The sequence below is a fragment of the Roseovarius sp. genome, assembly GCF_030373445.1.
In the GTDB taxonomy this organism is placed as follows: Bacteria; Pseudomonadota; Alphaproteobacteria; order Rhodobacterales; family Rhodobacteraceae; genus Roseovarius.
The window spans coordinates 101,256-123,062 of sequence record NZ_JAUCYU010000006.1; the positions used below are offsets into that span (position 1 = coordinate 101,256).

A 21,807-nucleotide genomic window follows, 5' to 3' on the forward strand; every position below is an offset into this window, starting at 1 on the left:
ACAGCGGTTGCCGAGGCCGAAATCTTCGCTCTCGGCCCGTAAGGGAGGACAAAATGTCGGCCATTCGCCGCATCATCGTGCTGCTGTGCAGGCTACAGATCTGCCTCGGCGGTATCGCGATGATCCTGATGATGGTGCAGATCTGCGCCGATGCCGCGTTGCGCACGCTGTTCAACTCGTCCGTGCCCGGCACGCTCGAAATCGTGTCCTTCTACTATATGGTCTCGGTCGTGTTCCTGCCGCTGGCCTATATCCAGCTGCACCGCGGCCACGTGATCATCGAGCTCTTCACCAGCGGCCTCAGCGACCGCACCAACGCCCTGATCGACGCCATCGTCTATTCGCTCGCCGCCTTCGCCATGGGCTATTTCACCATGGCCGCCTTCGAGAAGGCGATGAAGATGACCACGCTCGGCGAATTCGTCCTCGGTGTGATCCTCGTCTACACGTGGCCCGCCCGCTGGCTCGTGGTCGCCGGCACCGGGCTGATGAGCCTCGTCTACGCCTTCACCGCGATCGAGGAATTCGCCAAGGCCTTCGGCCGCGGCGACCCTGACTCCGACGCTCCAGAACACGGGACGGCCCACTGATGTCTTCCATCGCCATAGGGGCCCTCGGGCTCGCCGCCCTGCTCGTCCTGCTGGCCCTGCGCGTGCCCATCGCGCTGGCCCTGGCGGGGGTGTCCGTGGCCGGGGTCGCCGCCATCCGCGGGCCCAGCGCGGCCTTCGCCGTGCTCACCGAACAGCCCTACAACTTCATCGCGCACTGGTCGCTCTCGGCGGTGCCGATGTTCCTGCTGATGGGCGCCGTCGCCTATAACAGCGGCCTCACCCAAAGCCTCTTCGCCGCCGCCCGCCTGTGGCTCAGCCGCCTGCCGGGCGGCCTTGCCGTGGCCTCCACCATGGCCAGCGCGGGCTTCGCCGCGGCCTCGGGCTCCAGCGTCGCCACCGCCGCCGCCATGGGCCGCATCGCCATCCCCGAGATGATGCGCTTCAAGTACGACCCCGGCCTCGCCTCGGGCTCGGTCGCGGTCGCCGGCACCTTGGGCTCGCTCATCCCGCCCAGCATCCTGATGGTGCTCTACGCCATCTTCGCCGAGGTCTCGGTCGGCCAGGCCCTGCTCGCCGGCATCCTGCCGGGCATCCTGTCGGCCTTCATGTTCATGGCGCTCATCGTCCTGCGCTGCAGCCTGAAACCCTCGCTGGCACCGCCGGTCGAGGAAACCGTGACATGGCGCGCCCGCTTCGCCATCCTGCTCGAGGTCTGGCCCCTGCCCCTTCTGGTGCTCGCGGTCATCGGCGGCATGTATTCCGGCGTCTTCACCGCCACCGAATCCGCCGCCGGCGGCGCGCTCATGGCCTTCGTCATCGCGGCCGCCCAGCGCCGGCTGACGCTCACGGTCATGATCAACTCGCTGCTCGACGCGCTCAAGGGCACGGCCACCATCCTCTTCATCGCCATGGGCGGCTTCCTTCTGGCCCGCTTCATGGCCTTCAGCGGCCTGCCGACCTTCCTGTCCGACGTGGTCGAGCAGATGGCGGTCGATCCGCTGCTCTTCATGCTGGGCATCTCGCTGATCTACATCCTGCTCGGCATGTTCCTCGATTCGATGGGCATCATGCTGCTCACAATCCCGATCATGGTGCCGATCCTGCACGCCCTCGACATGGACCTGATCTGGTTCGGCGTCATCATGATCAAGTATCTCGAGATCGGGCTGATCACCCCGCCCGTCGGGCTGAACTGTTTCATCATCAAGGGGGTGGTGGGCAACGCCATCTCGCTCACCACCATCTTCCGCGGGGTTTTGTGGTTCCTGCTGGCCGACCTTGTCACGCTCGCCCTGCTGATCCTGTTCCCGCAGATATCGCTCTTCATCCCGGGCCTCATGCGATGAGCCGCCCGGCCACCGGCATTACCCAGCGGCGGCAGAGGAGCCGCCCACCGACGAAAAACAGAGGAGGACCACAAATGAAACTTGGAACACTAGCGATTGCCGCCACCGCGGCCCTGACCGCCACGGCGGCCATGGCCCAGGAGACAACCAAGATCGTCTACGCCAGCTATCTCAACCCCCTGCACATCACCAACCCGGTGCTGAACGAGTTCGCCGAGAACGTGAAGGAGGATTCCAACGGCACCATCGAATACGAGATGCACGTCGGCGGCTCGCTGCTTTCGGGCCGCGACATCCCCGGCGGGGTGCGCGATGGCCTGGCCGACGCGGGCTATTTCGTGGGCGCCTACGTGCCCTCCGAAATGCCGGTCGACACCTATCTCGGCGAATTCAGCCTGCTCAACGACAAGCCGCTCGTCATGACCGGCGTCCTGAACGAGCTGGTGCTCTTCAACTGCCCCGACTGCGAGCAGGAATACCGCGACTTCAACACCCGCCCGCTCGCGACCTACGCACTTACGCCCTACGTCTACCACTGCCGGGAAGAGCTGAAGACGCTCGAAGACTTCAAGGGCAAGCGCGTCCGCGGCATCGCGGCCTATGCTGAGCTTGCCACCGCCCTCGGCGCCACCCCGGTCAATGTCAGCCCGGATGAAGCCTACGAGGCGCTCGACCGCGGCATCCTCGACTGCGCCCTGCACTCGGTCGCCGCGCAAAAGGCCCGCTCCTACGGCGAGGCCGCCAAGTACGTGATCCTCGATCCGCTCGGCGGCTTCTTCGGCGCCTCGACCATGAACATGCGCATCGAGAAATGGAACTCCCTCACCCCCGATCAGCGCAAGGCCATCACCGGCAACCTCGCCGAACTGGTGACCGGGGCGATCTTCAACTACCTCAAGGAAGACGAAGACGTGATCGACGAATACACCGCCTCCGGCACCAAGTTCTACCACGCCGAGCCGGAGTTCGCCGAATTCGTCGCCAACTTCGCCGAGGAATACCAAAGCCAGGCCGTCGCCAAGGGCGAGGAAAAGGGCATCGCCCACCCGCAGGAGATCGCCGACGAGATCAGCCGCCTGCGCGAGAAGTGGACCAAGCTGCTGGAAGAGAACGGCACCGACCGCGAGACCTACCAGCGCCTGCTCGAGGAAGAGATCTTCTCGAAGATCGAGACCGACGCCGAATACTGATTGCGGTCAATCTTCTCCCGACCGCATAAACTGAAAGAGCCGGCGCAATGCCGGCTCTTTTTTGGTTTCGGAGCAGGAAAAGCGCTGCCGCTCAGGCCGGCGCCGTCTCCCCCGTCAGCAACTCCGCCAGCTTCACATCGACATACTGGGTATGCACTTCCGCCGCGGCGAAATCCGGCAGCGCCAGAAGCCGGCGCACGAAGCCTGCATTGGTCACCACCCCCTCGACCCTGACCGCCGCCAGCGCCTTGTCCAGCCGCCGCATCGCCGCCTCCCGGCTCGGGCCACAGGCGACCAGCTTGCCGATCATCGAATCGTAATGCGGCGACACCGCGTCGCCCGCCCGCAGCCCGCAATCCACCACCAGCGTCTCGTCCGCCTGCGGCAGGTCCAGCCGCTCCAGCTTCCCCGGCCGGGGCAGGAAATTCTTCTCCGGGTCCTCGGCACAAAGCCGCGCCTCTATCGCCCAGCGCCCGCCAAGCACGCCGTATTCCTCCGCCAGGTCGTCCAGCCCCCCCAGCGCCAGCCGCAACTGCATTCCCACAAGGTCGGTCCCGGTGACCATCTCGGTCACCCGGTGCTCGACCTGTATGCGCGTGTTCATCTCCAGGAAGAACCAGTCGCCCTTCTCGGCATCGTAGACGAACTCCACCGTCCCGGCACTGCGATACCGCCGCGCCTGCGCCAGCCGCCGCGCCGCCGCCTTCATCGCCGCCCGCACGTCCTCGGACAGGTCCGGCGCGGGCGATTCTTCCAGTATCTTTTGGTACCGCCGCTGCAACGTGCAGTCCCGCTCGGGGAAGACGGCCACATGGCCCGCGCCATCTCCGAAAATCTGTATCTCGATATGCCGCGCCCGCCGGATGAATCGCTCCAGGTAGACCGTCCCGTCCCCGAAGGTCCGCTCGGCATGGGCCTGCACCGTGGCCACCGCATCGGCCAGCGCCTCGGGCGTCTCCACCCGGCGCATCCCGATCCCGCCGCCCCCGGCCGTGGCCTTCACCAGCAGCGGAAACCCGATCTCGGCGCCCAGCGCATCGATATCCGCCTCCTCCGCTGGCCCGAACGGCGCGGTGCCGGGCAGCACCGGCACCCCGGCCTCGATCGCCGCCTGCCTTGCCGCTCCCTTGTCGCCCATGATGGCAATCGTCTCGGCATCCGGCCCCAGCCAGATCAGCCCCGCCTCCTCCACCATCCGCGCGAACCCGGCGCTCTCCGACAGGAACCCGTAGCCCGGATGCACCGCATCCGCCCCGGTCCGCCGCGCGGCCTCCAGCACTGCCACACGGTCGAGGTAACTCTTCCGCGCCGGCGCCGGGCCCACTGACACCGCTTCATCGGCCAATTCCACGTGCAGCGCCCCGGCATCCGCTTCGGAATACACCGCCACCGAGCTCAACCCCTGGGCCCGGCAGGCCTCGATGACCCGACAGGCAATTTCTCCCCGGTTGGCGATCAATACCTTCTTCATGCCGCTCCGCCTTTCCTCTCGATCAAGAAATCGCGCGGCCCGTCACCGAACCGCGCGCCGCCGGTCAGGACCGGCACTCACAAATCAGGCCTTGTTCCCGCCTGCGACACGCGCCGTGCCCTTGAACACCTGCGTCTCGCCGACATGGCCGGTCAGGTCCATCTCCACGGCCTCGCCGACGCCGGTCACCTCCAGCGCGAAGGTCACCCGGTCGCCCGGCTTCACCGGATGCAGGAACCGGCCCCGCACATCCTCGACAAACCGACCGGGGCCGGCCCAGTCGGTCACGCACCGCCCGGCCATGCCCATGGTCAGCATGCCATGCGCGATCACTCCGCCCAGCCCCGCGGATTCCGCGTAGGACTGGTCATAGTGGATCTGGTTGAAGTCGCCCGAGGCGCCGGCATACATCACGATCTGCTTCGTGGTGACCGGCTCGGTCGTGTAACTCGAGCGCTCTCCGATCTCCGGTGCGAACTCCTGGTTCACGGCCCCGCCCTCAGCGCTGCAGGGTCGAGTCGAACGTCTGCTTCAACTCCGACTGCCCGATGATCTGCGCCGTCTTGTCGTGGCCCGCGTGCAGCACGTGGGTCTCGAGATCGCGCAGGTACCGGCTCAGCGGGAACTCGTCGAACAGCGCCGTCGACCCGGCCGCGTGGATGATCTTGTGCGACAGTTCGAACGCCACGTCCGCGGCGATCGACTTCGCCGCCATCGCCAGCAATTCCGCCTCGACGATCGGCTTCGTCCGGTACGCCCGGATCGCGTCGTGAAAGATCGACACCGCGGCATCCAGCTTGATCTTCATCTCGCCGGTCCGCATCTGGATCAGCTCGGCCTCGCCCTTGCCCTTGTTGACGATATAATCGAGGTACCAGCCATACATCCCCTCGGTCGCGCCAAGATAGTTGGCGGTGAAACCAAGGTGGAACTTGCCCTGCCAGCGCTTGCGCGGGTAATCCCCCGGCGCGCCCAGCACGTGGCTGTCCGGCACGAACACGTCGTTCAGCGTGATCACCGGGCTGTCGGCACAGCGCATCCCGTTCGGCCGGTACCAGCTCGTGTCGATCGACACCCCCTCCATGTCCGGCGTCACGATCAGCATCTGGTGGTTGTCAAGGAAGTTCTCCACCCCCTCGATCGCCGCGAAGATGATGGCAAAGCCCAGCGCGCTGCCATTCGTGGCATAGTTCTTCTCGCCCCGCAGGATGTACCCGCCATCGACCTTCTTGGCCGAGGTGTTCATCATGTACATGTGCTTGCGCTTGGCTTCCGAGCCCACGAACGTGCCGAGATACGGCTCGCTCAGCATCGGCTTCAGGAACAGCTCGTGCTGCTCCTCCGTGCCCAGGTCATGCACCGCCCAGCCGCAATGGTTCGTCACCTGGTAGCAATGCGCCGTCCCCGGACAGCCCCGCGCGATCATCCGCAGACCCTGCAGGAAGGTCGCCGGGTCCTCGTCGCTGTCGACGTTGCTATTCATGCCGTTCCATTCATGCGGCAGCGTCGCCCGAAGCCACCCGGCCTCGTGCAGCTCGCGGATATTCTCCATCGGCATCACGCTCTGCGCATCGTACTCCCGCCCCCTCGGGCGGAAATTCTCGATCGCCATGCGCTCCAGCTCGCGCATCTTGTCGGTCTCCAGGGCCTCCACCGGGTCCAGCATCTTGGTCTCTCCCTTCACGGGGCTGAATGTATTCATGATCTCACCGCCGGGTTTCCGGCCCTCCGCTCACATAAATGATCTGTCCGTTGACGAACGACGCCTCGTCGCTCGCCAGGAAATTTGCCACGTTGGCCACGTCCTCCGGCACGCCCACGCGGCCGATGGCGATCTTCTCGGCCTTCATCTTCTTGTAATCCTCGGGGTCGATCCCCTGACGCTCCGCCGTCGACCGCGTCATCTCGGTATCGATGAACCCCGGCGCGATGCAGTTCACGTTGATGCTGAACTTGCCGAGATCCAGCGCCAGCGTCCGCGTGAACCCCTGCAGCCCCGCCTTGGCGGTCGAGTAATTCAGCTGCCCCCGGTTCCCCAGCGACGAGGTCGAGGACAGGTTCACGATCTTACCGTAGCGCTTCGGCACCATGTAGGTCTGCGCCGCCTTCGCACACAGGTAAGCGCCCTTCAGGTGCACCCCCATGACCGTGTCCCAGTCATCCTCCGACATCTTGTGGATCAGGTTGTCGCGCAGCACGCCGGCATTGTTGATCAGCACGTCGACCGAGCCGAACTCCTCGGCAACCGCCGCGAAGCTGTCCTTTACCGCGGCGCCGTCGGTCACGTCGCACTTGATGCCCTTCACCGCGGCGCCGGTCTCGTCCGCCAGCGCCTTGCCGGCCTCCGCCACCCCCGGATCCAGGTCGATCAGGACCACGCTGTCACCGTTCTGCGCGAACCGCCGGCCGATCGCCAGGCCGATTCCGCGCCCGCCTCCGGTCACCACGGCGGTTCTCCCCGTTCTTGCCTCGGCCACCATGTCCTCCCATGCCGTCGCAATCTCTTGTACCTGTCATAATGATTTTAATCTGATCACATTGCAACCCCTCTTTGCGATACTTTGTACCCCTAATTCAACGCAACTCGCAGGATGATGCGCACGGGCCAGCGGCACACCCCGACCCTTTGGCGCCCCCTCCCGCGCAAGGCAGGTCCGCCATCAAAACACTGATAATCATGTGAATTTCTGACATTAAACCACCCCAAAAGACCGCGCCCAGCCAGCTTGCGGCGCCCATTGCCCGGTTCTTGCCGCCTCGTTCGCAGGCAGACAACCTGCGTCTTGTATCGCTTTTCGGGAAATTGCCCGCTTATGCCCTTGCGCTTTCCGGCTCAATGCGGAACACTACCGTAAATTGAACCCGTACAATTTGGCACGGCTCTCACCCATAGTGGCAGCCCTGCCCACGGAAGTGAGCCCCGATGGCGTGCAACCCCTCCCCGACCACCAAGATCCCCTCCCGGTCGGCGCGGTTCTTCGCCGCCTTCATCCTCGCCTCGATGCTCTTCGCCCTCGGCCAGTTCCACCGCACCTCGGGCAGCGTGCTCTCCTCGGTCTTCGCCGCCGATTTCGCCCTGCGCTCGCACCAGATCGGCGTGGTCATCGGCATCATGTTCCTAGCCCAGGGCCTCGGCCAGATCCCCTCCGGTATCCTGCTCGACCGCTACGGCGCCCGCCGCGCGCTCACCGCCATGGGCGTGGTCGCGGCCGCCGGCTGCGCCATCGTCGCCGCCGCCGGCAACTGGGGCGTGCTGATGCTCGGCCGCGCGCTGATCGGCCTCGGCTTCTCGGCCGCCGTGATGGGCGGCTTCAAGCTCTTCGCCGCCTGGGTGTCCGAAGACGCCACCACAGCCATCACCGGGCGCTACCTGTTCTTCGGCATGCTGGGCGGCCTGCTCGCCACCACCCCGCTCACCCTCATGCTGGAAGAGTACGGCTGGCGCATGGTCTTCGTCTTCTTCGCCGCCGGCACCGCCACCGTCGCCCTGCTCTTCTACCTCGTCGTGCGCGACGCGCCCCCGGGCACCCAGATCCTGCCGCTGCGCAAGCCCGAAAGCCTGAAAGACAGCCTCCGCGGCGTCGCCTCGGTCTTCGCCACCCGCAAGGTCTGGCCGCTGCTGCTCGCCGCCCCGATGCTCTATACACCGGTGCAAATCCTTGCCGGCCTCTGGGCCCTGCCCTACCTCGCCGACGTGCACGGGCTGAACCCGCTCGAACGCAGTTACTGTCTCGTCGTCCTCATAATCTTCCTCAGCCTCGGGCCGCTGATCTACGGCACGCTCGATCGCCGCCTGCGCTCGCGCCGCACCCTCATCGTGATCGGCGCCACGCTCATGGGGCTCGACTTCCTGCTGCTCGCCCTCTTCGGCCACATCCACTGGATGCTCGCCACCGCGCTCTGCGCCTTCGCCTGCGGGCTCTCGACCTTCTTCATGCTGATCATGGCCCACGCCCAAAGCCTCTTCCCCTCCAGCTATTCCGGCCGGGTGATCTCGACCATCGGCGTCCTCTCCCTCGGCGGCGTCTTCCTCACCCAGTCCGCCTCGGCCGTCCTTCTCGGCCTGTTTCCCGAACCGGGCGCCACGGCATCCTCTCTGGGCTACAGCGTCCTCTTCGCCTCCGTCGGCGTCATCGGCCTCGGCGTCAGCCTGATCTGCCGCCGCATCCCCCGGGCCGACTGACCCCGAAATTGGCACCGCTACAATTTTCCGGTTTTGTTTCGAAACAATATGACACAATATAGGGGTCCAACCCGCGACTTCGCCCAAGGGAGCCCGTGACATGCCCGACACCACCATCCCCGGCCTCAGCCCGATCGAGGACATCATCGCCGATGCGAAGGCGGGCCGCATGTCCATCCTCGTCGACGACGAGGACCGCGAGAACGAGGGCGATCTCTTCATCCCCGCCCGCCATGCCGACGCGGCGGCGGTCAACTACATGGCCCTGCATGGCCGCGGCCTGATCTGCCTCGCCCTCTCGCGCGAAAAGACCGAACAGCTTGCCCTGCCCCTGATGGCCCGCGGCAACGAAAGCCGCATGGGCACCGCCTTCACCGTCTCGATCGAGGCCCGCGAGGGCGTCACCACCGGCATCTCCGCCGCCGACCGCGCCCGCACCATCGCCGCCGCGGTGGCCGACGGCGCCCGGCCCGCCGACATCGTCTCGCCCGGCCATGTCTTCCCGCTCGTCGCCCGCGACGGCGGCGTTCTGGTCCGCTCCGGCCATACCGAGGCCGCGGTCGACATCAGCCGCCTCGCCGGCGCCGGCGACGCCGGCGTCATCTGCGAGATCATGAACCCCGACGGCACCATGGCCCGCCTGCCCCAACTCCTCGAATTCGCCGCCCGCGAAAACCTCAAGGTCGCCACCATCGCCGACCTCATCACCTACCGCCGCAACCGCGAGCAACTGGTCGAGAAGGTCTGCGAGGAAACCATCGAAAGCCGCCACGGCGGCACCTTCACCGCCATCGTCTTCCGCAACCTGATCGACGGCGTGGAACACGTGGCGCTGGTCAAGGGCGACGTGGCCGACGGCAAACCCGCCCTCGTCCGCGTCCATGCCGTCAACCTCTTCGACGACATCGTCGGCGACCGCTTCTACTCCCACGGCTCGGCCGTCTTCGGCGCGATGGAGGAGATCGGCAAGGCGGGGCGCGGCGTCGTCGTGCTAATGCGCGAAACCCACCGCAGCAGCCCCTCCGAAATGCTCCTCTCGCGCAAGGCCAGCCCCCAGCCCTCGGGCAGCACGATCCGCGACTACGGCACCGGCGCCCAGATCCTCCGCGCCCTCGGCATCCGCGAGATGATCCTGCTCAACAACTCCGTCCACCCGCTCGTGGCGCTCCGCGGCTACGGGCTCGAGGTGGTCGAAAGCCAGCCCATGCCGGAAGGCGCCCCCGGACACACCGCCTGAACGCGGCAGCAGCCTGCCACCCGCCGGTTTGCCCCCGCCGCTTGCTTGACCTCACCTCTCTTCCCGATAGGTAAGAGGGAAATGAGGGGTCTTTCGGTCATCTTTTCGGGCCGGGAGGCGCCTCCGGGCGTGGTCTTGCCCGCAAAAAGATTCGGATTGAGCGGAGACGGTGAAGTATGCTGCGACTGGTTGCGAGTTTCCTCGTTCTTGTTTTCCTGACACTCGCGCCGGTCACGGCGCAGGAGGCCACGCCCGAGGCCACCACCCCCGAAGACACCCCCTCCAGCGTCGATCTCCTCATCGACGTGATCGAGAATGACGCCACCCGCGCCGAGCTGATCGACCGGCTCAGGGCCGCGGGCCTTCCGGAAGAGGAAGCCACCCCCGACGAGATCGTCGACACCCTCGCCGACGGCACTCCCCCGCCCGAAGACCTCTCCTTCGGACGCCGCGTCGCGCTGATCACGCAGGAGGCGGCCGAAGACATCGCCAGCTTCGCCACCACCTTCTGGCGCCAGCTCACCCGCGCCCCGGCCGTCTTCGACGGTCTCAGCGGCGGCGAGGCCGGCGTCCTGCTCGACGCGCTCGCCGATCTCGCCCTCGTCATCGCCGGCACCGTCCTGTCGTTCATTCTCCTGCGCTGGTTCGGCAAGTCCGCCTATGCCCGCATGAGCGCCTCGGCCCGCGACGGCGGCATCGCCCGCACCGTCGTGCTTTTCATCATGTCCGCGGTCATCGACGCGCTGATCGTCATCCTGGCATGGGCCGCAGGCTATGCACTCGCCATTCTCGCCCTCGGCGAGTTCGGCCAGATCGGCATCCGCCAGACCCTTTACCTCAACGCCTTCCTGCTGGTCGAGATGGCCAAGGTGGCGGTGCGCCTCGTGCTCTCGCCCTCCGCCACCTCGCTCCGGCCGCTGCCCATCAGCGACCGGGCGGCCTCCTACCTCTCGACCCGGATCAACCTGATCGTCGGCATCGTGGGCTACGGCCAGCTTCTCGTCGTGCCGCTGATCAACGGCAACGTCTCCTTCGCGGCGGGCCGCGCCGTCTCGGCGCTCATCGCCTTCGCGGTGCTGGCCTTCGCCATCTGGCTCGTGCTGCGCAACCGCAAGCCCGTGACCGACTGGATGCTGGGCGCCGACGAGCCCCACCCGGCCCCCCACCATCACGACCCCGAGCCCCCGCAGGAGGAAGCGCTCGACGAGATCGGCGCGCCGATGGTCACCGCCACGGCCGATACCGCCCCGGTCATGGACCCTGCCGCCACGCCGCAGCCACGCCGCAGCCGCCGCCGCGGCGCGCTGCACTACCTCGCGCGGCACTGGCACTGGCCGGCGCTGGCCTACCTTCTGGCGATGTTCGTCATCGTCCTGCTGCGCCCCGGCAACGCGGTCTTCCAGACCTTCATCGCCTCCGGCCAGGTCCTCGTGGTGGGCCTCCTCGGCTTTGCCATCGCCGGCTTCCTCAGCCGCTCAATCGCCCGCGGTGTCAGCCTGCCGGCCAACGTCTCCGACCGCGTGCCGCTCCTGCAGGGGCGCCTCAACGCCTTCGTGCCGAAGATCCTCTTCGTCCTGCGCGGGCTGATCTTCGTGGCCGTCGTGCTGCTGGCCTTCAACGCCATCGGCCTCATCGACCTCCGCGCCTGGATGGTCAGCCAGTTCGGCCTGCGCCTGACCGGCACGATCCTCTCGGTCTCGGCAGTACTGCTGGTGGCCTTCGGCCTCTGGCTCGCACTCACCTCCTGGGTCGATTATCGCCTCAACCCGCAATTCGGCTCGGTCGCCACCGCCCGCGAACAGACCCTCCTGACCCTGCTCCGGAACGCCGCCACCATCGCGCTCATCATCATCACGCTGATGTTCGTGCTGGCCGAGATCGGCCTCGACATCGCGCCGCTTCTCGCCTCCGCCGGGGTACTCGGCCTCGCCATCGGTTTCGGCGCCCAGAAGATGGTGCAGGACATCATCACCGGCATCTTCATCCAGTTCGAGAACGCGATGAACGTGGGCGACGTGGTCACCGTGGGCGGCACCACCGGCGTCGTCGAACGCCTCACCATCCGCTCGGTCAGCCTGCGCGACCTGCACGGCGTCTACCACATCATCCCCTTCTCCTCGGTCGACATGGTGTCGAACTACGTCAAGGATTACGGCTATTTCGTCTGCGACATGGGCGTCGCCTACCGCGAGAACGTGGACGAGGTGAAACAGGCCATGATGGACGCCTTCGCCGAACTCAAGGGCGACCCCGACCAGGCCGACGGCATCCTGGACGAGCTGGAATGGTTCGGCCTCAACAGCTTCGGCGACAGCGCCGTCATGCTCCGCGCCCGCATCAAGTGCGTGCCGGGGCGGCAATGGGGCATCGGGCGGGCCTATAACGGCGTGCTCAAGCGGGTCTTCGACGACCGCAATATCGAGATCCCGTTCCCCCACCAGACGATCTTCTTCGGCGAGTCGAAAGACGGCAAGACCCAGCCCATCACGGTCGAGGCCGACACCAAGCCCGCCTGACCCCCGCCGCCGGCCGTCACCCCGACAGGCCGGCGGCCTCCCGCGCCTTGACCTCGATCGCACTCCAGTCGCCCGCCGCCACCAGGTCGGCGGGCGCAATCCAGCTCCCTCCGACACAGGGCACCGTCGAAAGCTTCAGGTAATCGCCCGCATTCCCCGGGCTCACGCCCCCCGTGGGGCAAAACGATACCTGCGGCAACGGCCCGCCCAGCGCCTTCAGCGCCGCCGCCCCGCCCGACGCCTCGGCCGGGAAGAACTTCAGCATGTCATAGCCCCGTGCCAACAACCGCATCGCCTCGCTCGCCGTCGCGGCGCCGGCCAACAGCGGCAAGCCCTCCTCCTCGCAAGCCTCCAGCAGCGCATCCGTCGCCCCCGGCGAAACCCCGAACGTGGCCCCCGCCGCCTTCGCCGCCCGCACATCGTCACCAGAAATCAAAGTCCCGGCCCCCACATGCCCGCCCGGCACCTCCGCCATCGCCCGGATCGCCTCCAGCGCCGCCGGCGTCCGCAACGTCACCTCCAGCACCGGCAGGCCCCCGGCCACCAACGCCTCCGCCAATGGCCTGGCCTTGCCCGCCTCTTCGATCACCAGCACCGGAATGACCGGCGCCAGCCCGCACAATTCCCTTGTCCTGCGGCTTGCCTCCTGCGGTGTCATCGCCCGTCCTTCTCCCTGCTCTTACCTTGTGATCGACCCTAAGCCAGCCACCGCGAACCCGACAACCATCCTCCTGCCCCCGTTGTCATTTATCCCGACGCCGAGAAGCCGCGCATCGACGGGCCGTGGCGCGGCGAACCAACGCAAATGATGGCCACTTAATGCCAGCCAAGCACCTCCAACCCACGAGCGTGCCACTCCAATTGCCAAATCGCCGTGCCGTCGGGACGGCCCGTCGATGCGCGGCGGGCTTCGCCCTCGATTCCGCGCAAGCACGTCACAGACAGGTCCGCATTGGAGGCACACCTTTTCCAATCGCGCCAGTGGCCCCACCTGCCACCAAACCTTTAACCAAAATCAAATCCACCATTAGCAAAACTTAACCCTCCCCCACCCCGAAACCCGCTACTCCTCCCAACAAACCCGGGGGAGGGCACCATGACCGACATCCAGAAAATGGCCGACGCGATCCGCTTCCTCGCCATAGACGCCATCCTCAACGCCGGCGAAGGCCACCAGGGCGTCCCCCTCGGCATGGCCGAGATTGCCGCCACGCTCTACGCCCGCCACGTCAGGATCGACCCGAAAAACCCCCTCTGGCCAAACCGCGACCGCGTCGTCCTCTCGAATGGCCACGGGTCGATGCTGCTCTACGCGCTGCTCCACCTCGCCGGTTACGAGAAACTCACCACCGACGCCCTCAAATCCTTCCGCAAGCTGCACAACGTCTGCGCCGGCCACCCCGAAATCGAACAGGATGCCGGGATCGAGATCACCACCGGCCTGCTGGGCCAGGGCATCGCCTGCGCCGTCGGCATGGCCGTGGCCGAGGCCCGCCTCGCCGACCGGTTCGGCCCCGATCACGTCGACCACCGCACCTGGGCCTTCGTCGGCGACGGCTGCCTGCAGGAGGGCATCGGGCAGGAGGCCATATCGCTCGCCGGCCACCTCCGCCTGGGCAAGCTCACCTTCCTGTGGGACGACAACCAGATCACCGATGACGGCGCCACGGCCCTCTCCATCAGCGAAGACATCCCCGCCCGCTTCCGCGCCGCCCACTGGCACGTTCAGGAACTCGACGGCCACGATATCGCGGCCATCGACGCCGCCCTCGACGCCGCCAAATCCGACCCGCGCCCCTCGCTGCTGGCCTGCCGCACCACCATCGCCCTCGGCATCCCACGGCTCGAAGGGCAGCGCGGCGGCCACTCCGCCCCGCTCACGCCCGAGGACGCCGCCGCCGCCCGAAAGGCCCGCAACTGGCCCCACCCGCCCTTCGACATCCCGGCCGAGATCCGCGCCGACTGGGCCGCATCCATCGCCAGCCGCACCGACGCAATACCGACAAAATACCGACGTTATACCGACGTTGAAAATCCCACCGAATTCGACCGCTGGCACACCGCCACCCTGCCCAATGAATGGGAGGCGTTCTGGCACAATCTCGGCCCCAACGCCCTGCCAACCGACACCCCCCGCCCCACCATCCTCTCCTCCGGCGACATCTGCGACGCCCTCACCGAGATCCTCCCCGACACCCTCGTGCTCTGCGCCGATCTCGAAGCCCCAACCAACCACAAGCGCAGCCGCCAAGCCTTCACCGCCGATCATCGCGCCGGCACTTACGTCCATTGCGGCGTGCGCGAACACCTGATGGGCGCCATGACCTGCGGCATTGCCGCCCATGGCGGCCTCCGCCCCGTCAACGTCACCTACCTCGCCTTCGCCGATTACGAACGCCCCGCCATGCGCATGGCCGCCCTCATGGGCCTGCCCGGCATCTTCGTTTTCTCCCACGATTCCATCGGCGTAGGCTCCAACGGCCCGACCCACCAACCGGTCGAAACCCTCGCCAGCTTCCGCGCCATGCCCAACATGCACGTCTTCCGCCCCGCCGACGCCATCGAGACCGCAGAGGCCTGGAAACTCGCCCTCGAACGCCGCGACGGCCCCTCCATGCTGGCCCTCTCCCGGCAGGACGCCACCCAGGTCCGCACCGACCGCTCCGAGAACCTCACCCGCCGCGGCGCCTACATCCTCCGCGACACGGACGGCCCCCGCGACATCACCCTCATCGCCACCGGCACGGAAGTCGGCCTCGCCCTTCAGGCACAGGCCCAACTGCACCAATCCGGCATCGCCGCCGCCATCGTCTCCATGCCCTGCTGGGAACTCTTCGCGCAACAGGACACAGCCTACCAATCCACCACCCTCGGCACCGCCCCCCGCATCGCCATCGAGGCCGCCTCCCCCTTCGGCTGGCACCAGTGGCTCCGCCCCACCGATCGCTTCATCGGCATGGAAGGCTTCGGCGCCTCGGCGCAGGCCCCTGTTCTCTATGACCATTTCGGCATCACCCCCGCCCGCGTGGTCTCCACCGCGAAAGAGTTGCTCAGCCATTGACCCTCCGCGCGCTTTGACAGATATTTGGTATACCAAATCACCGTAAGCAGGGGACGAACCTGAACAGATGCCGCCGCAACCGTCATCAAATCCGCCCCGGGCGCCCCGATGACCACCCTCCTCGGCGCCATCGCCGACGATTTCACCGGCGCGACCGACCTCGCCGGCCTCCTGGCCCGCAGCGGCGCGCGGGTCTCGCTCCGCATGGGCGTGCCCCAATCCCCGCCCGAGAACACCGCCCCGTTCGAGGTCATCGCCCTCAAGATAAGAACCACCCCCGTTAGCGAAGCGTTAACCCTTTCAGAACAAGCCCTTGCATGGCTCCGCTCGGCCGGCGCCCAACGCTTCTACTGGAAATACTGCTCCACCTTCGACTCCACCGCCAAGGGCAATATCGGCCCCGTCGCCGAGGCGCTGATGGCCGAACTCGACACCCCCCAGACCATCTACTGCCCCGCCTTCCCCGAAAACGGCCGCGCGATCTTCATGGGCCACCTCTTCGTCGGCCGCGATCCCCTGTCGGAAAGCCCGATGAAGGACCACCCGCTGACGCCCATGCGCGACTCCAGCCTCCTCCGCCTCCTCCAACCCCAGGTGAAGGGAAAGGTCGGCCTCATCGACCGCCTCACCGTCGCCCGCGGGCCCGACGCTATCCGCGACGCCCTCGCCCAACTGGCCAAAGACGGCATCGCCCACGTCATCATCGACGCCGTGGCGGATGACGACCTCGCCACCATCGCCGCCGCCACGCACCACCTGCCCCTCCTCACCGGCGGCTCCGCCCTGGCCCAGCCCCTGCCCGGCCTGCTGGCACAGGACCACGAACGGGCCGAGACCTTCACCCCGCCCGCCACCGCCCCCGAAACCGTAATCCTCTCCGGCAGTTGCTCCGCCATGACCAACCGCCAGGTTGCCGCCTACAGTGCCACCGGCGCGCCCTGCTTCCAGCTCGACCCGCTCTCCCTCGCCGAACACGGGCCCCGGCCCGCCCTCGACTGGCTTGCCCAACAAGACCTCCGCCAGGCCCCCCTCCTCTACGCCACCGCCGACCCGCAATCCGTCGAGGCCGCCCAAGCCCAACTCGGTCAAACCCGCGCGGGAGAGATCGTCGAAGACACCCTCGCCACCTGCGCCACCACCGCCCGCGACCACGGCGCCCGCCGCTTCGTCATCGCCGGTGGCGAAACCTCCGGCGCGGTCACCCAGGCCCTCGGCATCACCCGCCTCGATGTCGGCCGTGAAATCGCCCCCGGCGTCCCGTGGTGCTTCGCCCAAACCGGCGGCCACCCCGTTGCCCTCGCCCTCAAATCCGGCAATTTCGGCGCGGAAACCTTCTTCACCGACGCCCTCACCGCGCTGGAGAAACCATGACCGAGGAAACCCGCCTTCGCGAACAGATCTGCCTGCTCGCCAAATCCCTCTTCGACCGCGGCCTCACCCACGGCTCCACCGGCAACATCTCCGCCCGCACCCCCGATGGCGGCCTGCTCGTTTCGCCCACCGGCACCTCCTTCGGAAGGCTTGACCCCGGCAGCCTCTCCCGCTTCGACGCCCAATGCACCCAGATCGACGGCGACACACCCACCAAGGAAATGCCCCTCCACACCGCCTTCTACGACACCCGCGCCACCGCCGGCGCCGTCGTCCACCTGCATTCAACCCATTCCGTCGCCCTCTCGATGCTGCCCGACGCCGACCCCGACGATTTCCTGCCCCCCATGACCCCCTACGCGATCATGAAGCTCGGCAAGGTCCGCCTCCTGCCCTTCTTCCTGCCGGGCGATCCGGCCATGGGCGAGGCGGTGCGGGGGCTCGCCGGCAAGCGCTCGGCGGTGATGCTCGCCAATCACGGCCCCGTGGTCGCGGCCAAGGACGTCGAAGCCGCCTGCAACGCCATCGAGGAGTTGGAGGAAACCGCCAAACTCGCCCTTCTCCTCCGCGGCACGAAGGCACAAATGCTCACCCCCGAGCAGGTGCGCACGGTCGTCACGAAATTCGACGTGGAGTGGGACGATTGAAATTCTCCGCCAACCTCGGTTTCCTCTGGAATGACAGGCCCTTGCCCGACGCCATTCACGCGGCGGCCGCCGCCGGGTTCGACGCGGTCGAATGCCACTGGCCCTACGACACCCCCGCCGCCGGGGTCACCGCCGCCCTCACCGAAACCGGCCTGCCCATGCTCGGCCTCAACACCCGCCGCGGCAACGTGGGCGAGAACGGCCTCGCCGCCCTCCCCGGCCGCGAACCGGACGCCCGCGCCGCCATCGACGAGGCCATCGCCTACGCCGCCGCCACGGGCACCCGCAACGTGCATGTCATGGCCGGCTTTGCCTCCGGCGACGCCGCCCGAGCCACCTTCCTCGACAACCTGCACTACGCCTGCACCGCCGCCGCCGCGCACGGGATCACCATCCTGATCGAGCCGCTCAACCATTACGACGCACCCGGCTATTTCCTGACGACCACGGCACAAGCCGCCCAAATCATCGACACCGTCCGCGCCGTTAACCTCAAGCTGATGTTCGATTTATACCACGTGCAACTCATGGAAGGCGACCTGACCCACCGCCTCCAGACCCTTCTGCCCCATATCGGCCATATCCAGTTCGCCTCCGCCCCCGACCGCGGCCCGCCGGGCAGCGGAGAACAGAACTTCGTTTACCTTTTCGAAACCATTTCCCGGCTCGGCTGGCAGGCCCCGCTGGGCGCCGAGTACAAGCCGCAAGGCCCCACCGAGGCCTCCCTCCACTGGCTTGAAACCCACCGTGGAGGCCGCGCATGACCGACCGGATCGAAGCCGACTACCTGATCGAAACCCCCGTCGCCCCGAACGCTGCGGCCGAGGCCATGGCGGGCGAGCAAAGCTCCGGCACCTTCGTCAAGGTTCCCGGCGAAACCCCCGACCTCCACGACCGCGCCGCCGCCCGCGTGGAAGCGCTCGAGGTGATCGAAGACGTCCCCACCCCCTCCCTCCCCGGCGGCCTCGCCGGCGATACCTACCACCGCGCCCGCGTCACCCTCTCCTGGCCGGTCGAGACAATCGGCCCCGACCTCCTGACACTCATGGCGACCGTCGCCGGCAACCTCTTCGAACTGCGACAGTTTTCCGGCCTGCGCCTCCTCGACCTGCGCCTGCCCGACAGCTTCGCCGCCGCCTGCCCCGGCCCGCAATTCGGCATCCCCGGCACCCGCAAGCTGGCCGGGGTCGGCACCGGCCCCCTCATCGGCACCATCGTCAAACCCTCCGTCGGCCTGACCCCCGAAGACACCGCCACCCTCACCGGCACCCTCGCCCGCGCCGGCATCGACTTCATCAAGGATGACGAGCTTCAGGCCAACGGCCCCGCCTGCCCCTTCGAAGACCGCGCCCGCGCCGTCATGCGCGTCCTCGACGACCACGCCCAGCGCACCGGCAAGAAGGTGATGTACGCCTTCAACCTCACCGGAGAGGTCGACGACATGCGCCGCCGCCACGACCTCGTCCGCGACCTCGGCGGCACCTGCGTGATGGCCAGCCTCAACTCGGTCGGCCTCGCCGGCCTGCTGGCCCTCGCCCGCCATACCGAGCTTCCCATCCACGCCCACCGCAACGGCTGGGGCTATCTCAGCCGCGCGCCGATGCTGGGCTGGGACTATCCCGCATGGTCAAAACTCTGGCGCCTCGCGGGGGCCGACCACATGCATGTCAACGGCCTGAAGAACAAGTTCAGCGAGCCAGACGACAGCGTCATCGCCTCCGCCAGATCCCTGCTCACCCCGATGTTCGCCGACAAACCCTGCATCCCCATGCCGGTCTTCTCCTCCGGCCAGTCGGCGGTGCAGCCCGAGGAAACCTACCGCCGCCTCGGCAGCGCCGACTGCATCTATGCCGCCGGCGGCGGGATCATGGCACACCCCGACGGGCCCGCCGCCGGCGTCACCTCCCTGCGCGAGGCTTGGGAGGCCGCGATGGCCGGCATCCCGGCCCGCGAGCACGCCCGCACCCACCCCGCCCTCGCCCGCGCGCTGAAGGCCTACGGCGGATGACCGAGCAGCCCCAACCCCCCCTCGTCGGCTGGTACGGCGACGACTTCACCGGCTCCGCCGCCACGATGGAGGTGCTGGCCTTCTCCGGCATCCCCGCCGTCCTCTTCTTCGACATCCCCACCCCCGAGCAATTGGCCGCCTTCCCCGGCACACGCGCCATCGGCATCGCCTCCACCGCCCGCAGCCACGGGCCCGACTGGATGGAACGCCACCTGCCGCAAGCCTTCGACTTCCTGCGCGAAACCGGCGCGGCGGTCGTCCATTACAAGACCTGCTCCACCCTCGACAGCGCCCCCCACGTGGGCTCCATCGGCAAGGCCATCGACCTCGGCCTGCCCCTTTTCGGCGGCTGGGCGCCCTGCCTGCTCGCCGCCCCGGCCCTGCGCCGCTACCAGGCGTTCGGCCACCTCTTCGCCGGAGTGCCCGATGGCGTCTTCCGCCTCGACCGCCACCCGGTCATGTCCCGCCACCCGGTCACGCCGATGGACGAATCCGACGTCGCCCGCCACCTCTCCCGCCAGACCGACCGCCGCTTCGGTCTGGTCGACCTCGAAGACCTCGCCCGCGACCCGCACGCCGCCCTCACCCGCGAACGCGCCCGGGAGGCGCAAGTCATCTGCCTCGACGCCATGCGAGACGACGACATGGCCCGCTGCGGCGCCTTGATCTGGGAGAACCGCGACGGCCCCCGCTTCGCCGTGGGCTCCCAGGGCGTGGAATACGCGCTCGTCGCCCACTGGCGCGAAACCGGCGCCCTGCCACGGCAGGAGACCAACGACACCGCCGGCCCGATCGAGCAAATGCTCGCCGTCTCCGGCTCCGTCTCCCCCGTGACCGCCGCCCAGATCGACTGGGCCGAACAGAACGGCTTCGCCCCCATCCCCCTCGATGCCGCGGCCATCATCCGCAACGACCCCTCCGCCGAAGACCGCACCTTCTCCGCCGCCCTCGACGCCCTGCGCCGGAACCGTGACCCGATCATTCACACCGCCCGCGGCCCCGACGACCCCGCCGTCGCCGCCATGCGCCAGGCCGTGACCGAAACCGGCCTCGCCATGGACGAGGCCAACGCCCGCCTCGGCGCGGCCCTCGGCCGCCTCCTCGCCCGGCTCCTCAAGGAAACCGGCCTGCGCCGCGCCGTCATCTCCGGCGGCGACACCTCCGGCCACGCCGCCCGCCAGCTCGGCCTCTTCGCCTTCACCGCGCTCGCCCCCACCATCCCCGGCGCGGCCCTCCTCCAAGCCCATTCCCACGACCCCGCCCTCGCCGGCCTGCAACTGGCGCTCAAGGGCGGGCAGATGGGCAGCCCCGACTATTTCGGCTGGATCAAACGCGGCGGCGGCACCGCCCCGCAAACACTGGAAAGGACACACACATGACCAAGGTAGCCCTGCTCGGCGCAGGCGGAAAAATGGGCGTCAGGCTCGCCACGAACCTCCGCAACTCCCGCTTCGAGATCGACCCCGTCGAGATCTCCGAAGACGGCCGCGCCCGCCTCAAATCCGAAACCGGGCTCGACGCGGTGGATCAGGACACCGCCCTCGCCAATGCCGACGTGGTCCTGATGGCCGTCCCCGACCGGCTGATCGGCAAGATCGCCCATGGCTTCATCGACAAGGTCCGCCCCGGCACCGCCATCATCGTCCTCGACGCCGCCGCACCCTACGCCGGCGAAATGCCGAAACGCGACGACGTCACCTATTTCTGCACCCATCCCTGCCACCCGCACATCCTCGAAGTACAGGACAGTGCCGAGGCGCAAAGGGACTATTTCGGCGGCATCGCCGCCCCCCAGGGCATCGTCTGCGCCTTGATACAAGGCCCCGAAGAGCATTACGCGCTCTGCGAGGAGATCGCCAAGGTGATCTACGCCCCCGTCGCCCGCTCGCACCGCTGCACGTTGGAAAACATCGCCGTGCTCGAGCCCGCGCTTTCCGAAACCGTGGCCGCAACCCTTTCCCTGGCCCTGCGCGACGCGACCGACCGCGCCGTCGCCATGGGCGTGCCAGAGGCCGCGGCGCATGATTTCGTGCTGGGCCACCTCAAGATCGAGCTGGCCATCGCCTTCGGCATCTTCCCGGAAGGCAAGTTCTCCGACGGGGCGCTCATGGCCATCGACAAGGCCAAGACCGTCATCTTCAGGGAAAACTGGCTCGACGAGGTGTTCAGCCTCGACGCCGTGAAGAAATCCGTCGAGGAGATCTGCGCCGGGTAACCGCCGCGCCC

At 67.6% G+C, this 21,807-nt stretch carries 18 protein-coding genes; 13 read left to right on the forward strand and 5 right to left on the reverse strand.

Going from position 1 to position 21,807, the window contains the following annotated elements:
• Positions 1–53: 53 nt before the first annotated feature.
• The 3 genes from QUV18_RS12385 (at position 54) to QUV18_RS12395 (ending at position 3,087) form a co-directional block, all read left to right on the forward strand.
• Positions 54–590 (forward strand): TRAP transporter small permease, encoded by a 537-nt coding sequence (locus tag QUV18_RS12385; RefSeq protein WP_300894245.1) that lies wholly within the window; start codon positions 54–56, stop codon positions 588–590.
• On the forward strand, positions 590–1,897 hold the full coding sequence (locus tag QUV18_RS12390) for a TRAP transporter large permease (protein WP_300894246.1): 1,308 nt from the start codon (positions 590–592) through the stop codon (positions 1,895–1,897). The genes QUV18_RS12385 and QUV18_RS12390 overlap by 1 nt, the downstream gene beginning before the upstream one ends.
• A gap of 74 nt (positions 1,898–1,971) precedes the next feature.
• Positions 1,972–3,087, forward strand: a complete 1,116-nt coding sequence (locus QUV18_RS12395; protein WP_300894247.1) for a C4-dicarboxylate TRAP transporter substrate-binding protein — start codon at positions 1,972–1,974, stop codon at positions 3,085–3,087.
• A gap of 91 nt (positions 3,088–3,178) precedes the next feature.
• Here QUV18_RS12395 and QUV18_RS12400 read toward each other — a convergent pair whose 3' ends face one another.
• From QUV18_RS12400 to fabG, 4 genes are all read right to left on the reverse strand, one after another.
• A complete protein-coding gene (locus tag QUV18_RS12400) occupies positions 3,179–4,558 on the reverse strand; it encodes a biotin carboxylase N-terminal domain-containing protein (RefSeq protein ID WP_300894248.1) in 1,380 nt (459 codons plus the stop codon).
• An 84-nt stretch (positions 4,559–4,642) separates the two neighbouring features.
• Positions 4,643–5,047: a MaoC/PaaZ C-terminal domain-containing protein gene (locus QUV18_RS12405; protein WP_300894249.1), complete on the reverse strand. Its 405-nt coding sequence runs from the start codon at positions 5,045–5,047 to the stop codon at positions 4,643–4,645.
• A 10-nt stretch (positions 5,048–5,057) separates the two neighbouring features.
• Positions 5,058–6,260 (reverse strand): acyl-CoA dehydrogenase family protein, encoded by a 1,203-nt coding sequence (locus tag QUV18_RS12410; protein WP_300894250.1) that lies wholly within the window; start codon positions 6,258–6,260, stop codon positions 5,058–5,060.
• A 4-nt stretch (positions 6,261–6,264) separates the two neighbouring features.
• Positions 6,265–7,035 (reverse strand): SDR family NAD(P)-dependent oxidoreductase, encoded by a 771-nt coding sequence (gene fabG / locus QUV18_RS12415; RefSeq protein WP_300894251.1) that lies wholly within the window; start codon positions 7,033–7,035, stop codon positions 6,265–6,267.
• 446 nt (positions 7,036–7,481) lie between these two features.
• On the opposite strand from fabG, the gene QUV18_RS12420 reads away from it, so the two are divergent.
• The 3 genes from QUV18_RS12420 (at position 7,482) to QUV18_RS12430 (ending at position 12,494) form a co-directional block, all read left to right on the forward strand.
• Complete coding sequence (locus QUV18_RS12420; protein ID WP_300894252.1) at positions 7,482–8,741, forward strand: MFS transporter; 1,260 nt, start codon at positions 7,482–7,484, stop codon at positions 8,739–8,741.
• 100 nt (positions 8,742–8,841) lie between these two features.
• Positions 8,842–9,978: a 3,4-dihydroxy-2-butanone-4-phosphate synthase gene (ribB, locus tag QUV18_RS12425; RefSeq protein WP_300894253.1), complete on the forward strand. Its 1,137-nt coding sequence runs from the start codon at positions 8,842–8,844 to the stop codon at positions 9,976–9,978.
• A gap of 176 nt (positions 9,979–10,154) precedes the next feature.
• The gene (locus QUV18_RS12430; protein WP_300894254.1) at positions 10,155–12,494 is read left to right on the forward strand and encodes a mechanosensitive ion channel domain-containing protein; all 2,340 of its coding nucleotides are present in this window, start codon (positions 10,155–10,157) and stop codon (positions 12,492–12,494) included.
• A gap of 16 nt (positions 12,495–12,510) precedes the next feature.
• Here QUV18_RS12430 and eda read toward each other — a convergent pair whose 3' ends face one another.
• Positions 12,511–13,152: a bifunctional 4-hydroxy-2-oxoglutarate aldolase/2-dehydro-3-deoxy-phosphogluconate aldolase gene (gene eda, locus QUV18_RS12435; RefSeq protein WP_300894255.1), complete on the reverse strand. Its 642-nt coding sequence runs from the start codon at positions 13,150–13,152 to the stop codon at positions 12,511–12,513.
• Between the two features lie 438 nt (positions 13,153–13,590).
• Here eda and tkt point away from each other — a divergent pair, with 438 nt between their 5' ends.
• From tkt to QUV18_RS12470, 7 genes are all read left to right on the forward strand, one after another.
• Positions 13,591–15,555 carry a transketolase gene (gene tkt / locus QUV18_RS12440; RefSeq protein WP_300894256.1) on the forward strand — a complete coding sequence of 655 codons (1,965 nt, stop codon included), beginning with the start codon at positions 13,591–13,593 and terminating at the stop codon, positions 15,553–15,555.
• A 108-nt stretch (positions 15,556–15,663) separates the two neighbouring features.
• Positions 15,664–16,926 carry a 3-oxo-tetronate kinase gene (gene otnK / locus QUV18_RS12445; RefSeq protein WP_300894257.1) on the forward strand — a complete coding sequence of 421 codons (1,263 nt, stop codon included), beginning with the start codon at positions 15,664–15,666 and terminating at the stop codon, positions 16,924–16,926.
• Positions 16,923–17,573 carry an aldolase gene (locus QUV18_RS12450; protein ID WP_300894258.1) on the forward strand — a complete coding sequence of 217 codons (651 nt, stop codon included), beginning with the start codon at positions 16,923–16,925 and terminating at the stop codon, positions 17,571–17,573. The genes otnK and QUV18_RS12450 overlap by 4 nt, the downstream gene beginning before the upstream one ends.
• A complete protein-coding gene (locus QUV18_RS12455) occupies positions 17,570–18,337 on the forward strand; it encodes a TIM barrel protein (RefSeq protein ID WP_300894259.1) in 768 nt (255 codons plus the stop codon). Before QUV18_RS12450 ends, QUV18_RS12455 begins: the two co-directional genes overlap by 4 nt.
• Positions 18,334–19,581 (forward strand): ribulose-bisphosphate carboxylase large subunit family protein, encoded by a 1,248-nt coding sequence (locus QUV18_RS12460; protein WP_300894260.1) that lies wholly within the window; start codon positions 18,334–18,336, stop codon positions 19,579–19,581. The genes QUV18_RS12455 and QUV18_RS12460 overlap by 4 nt, the downstream gene beginning before the upstream one ends.
• Positions 19,578–20,960 carry a four-carbon acid sugar kinase family protein gene (locus tag QUV18_RS12465; protein WP_300894261.1) on the forward strand — a complete coding sequence of 461 codons (1,383 nt, stop codon included), beginning with the start codon at positions 19,578–19,580 and terminating at the stop codon, positions 20,958–20,960. Before QUV18_RS12460 ends, QUV18_RS12465 begins: the two co-directional genes overlap by 4 nt.
• Positions 20,957–21,796 carry a phosphogluconate dehydrogenase C-terminal domain-containing protein gene (locus tag QUV18_RS12470; RefSeq protein ID WP_300894262.1) on the forward strand — a complete coding sequence of 280 codons (840 nt, stop codon included), beginning with the start codon at positions 20,957–20,959 and terminating at the stop codon, positions 21,794–21,796. Before QUV18_RS12465 ends, QUV18_RS12470 begins: the two co-directional genes overlap by 4 nt.
• The last annotated feature ends 11 nt before the right edge of the window (positions 21,797–21,807 follow it).

What these genes read in the sequence shown, in the direction of transcription:
- QUV18_RS12385 (WP_300894245.1), top strand. Translation starts at nt 54, where the DNA reads ATGTCGGCCATTCGCCGCATCATCGTGCTGCTGTGCAGGCTACAGATC.
- QUV18_RS12390 (WP_300894246.1), top strand. Translation starts at nt 590, where the DNA reads ATGTCTTCCATCGCCATAGGGGCCCTCGGGCTCGCCGCCCTGCTCGTC.
- QUV18_RS12395 (WP_300894247.1), top strand. Translation starts at nt 1,972, where the DNA reads ATGAAACTTGGAACACTAGCGATTGCCGCCACCGCGGCCCTGACCGCC.
- QUV18_RS12400 (WP_300894248.1), bottom strand. Translation starts at nt 4,558, where the DNA reads ATGAAGAAGGTATTGATCGCCAACCGGGGAGAAATTGCCTGTCGGGTC.
- QUV18_RS12410 (WP_300894250.1), bottom strand. Translation starts at nt 6,260, where the DNA reads ATGAATACATTCAGCCCCGTGAAGGGAGAGACCAAGATGCTGGACCCG.
- QUV18_RS12420 (WP_300894252.1), top strand. Translation starts at nt 7,482, where the DNA reads ATGGCGTGCAACCCCTCCCCGACCACCAAGATCCCCTCCCGGTCGGCG.
- ribB (WP_300894253.1), top strand. Translation starts at nt 8,842, where the DNA reads ATGCCCGACACCACCATCCCCGGCCTCAGCCCGATCGAGGACATCATC.
- QUV18_RS12430 (WP_300894254.1), top strand. Translation starts at nt 10,155, where the DNA reads ATGCTGCGACTGGTTGCGAGTTTCCTCGTTCTTGTTTTCCTGACACTC.
- eda (WP_300894255.1), bottom strand. Translation starts at nt 13,152, where the DNA reads ATGACACCGCAGGAGGCAAGCCGCAGGACAAGGGAATTGTGCGGGCTG.
- tkt (WP_300894256.1), top strand. Translation starts at nt 13,591, where the DNA reads ATGACCGACATCCAGAAAATGGCCGACGCGATCCGCTTCCTCGCCATA.
- otnK (WP_300894257.1), top strand. Translation starts at nt 15,664, where the DNA reads ATGACCACCCTCCTCGGCGCCATCGCCGACGATTTCACCGGCGCGACC.
- QUV18_RS12450 (WP_300894258.1), top strand. Translation starts at nt 16,923, where the DNA reads ATGACCGAGGAAACCCGCCTTCGCGAACAGATCTGCCTGCTCGCCAAA.
- QUV18_RS12460 (WP_300894260.1), top strand. Translation starts at nt 18,334, where the DNA reads ATGACCGACCGGATCGAAGCCGACTACCTGATCGAAACCCCCGTCGCC.
- QUV18_RS12465 (WP_300894261.1), top strand. Translation starts at nt 19,578, where the DNA reads ATGACCGAGCAGCCCCAACCCCCCCTCGTCGGCTGGTACGGCGACGAC.
- QUV18_RS12470 (WP_300894262.1), top strand. Translation starts at nt 20,957, where the DNA reads ATGACCAAGGTAGCCCTGCTCGGCGCAGGCGGAAAAATGGGCGTCAGG.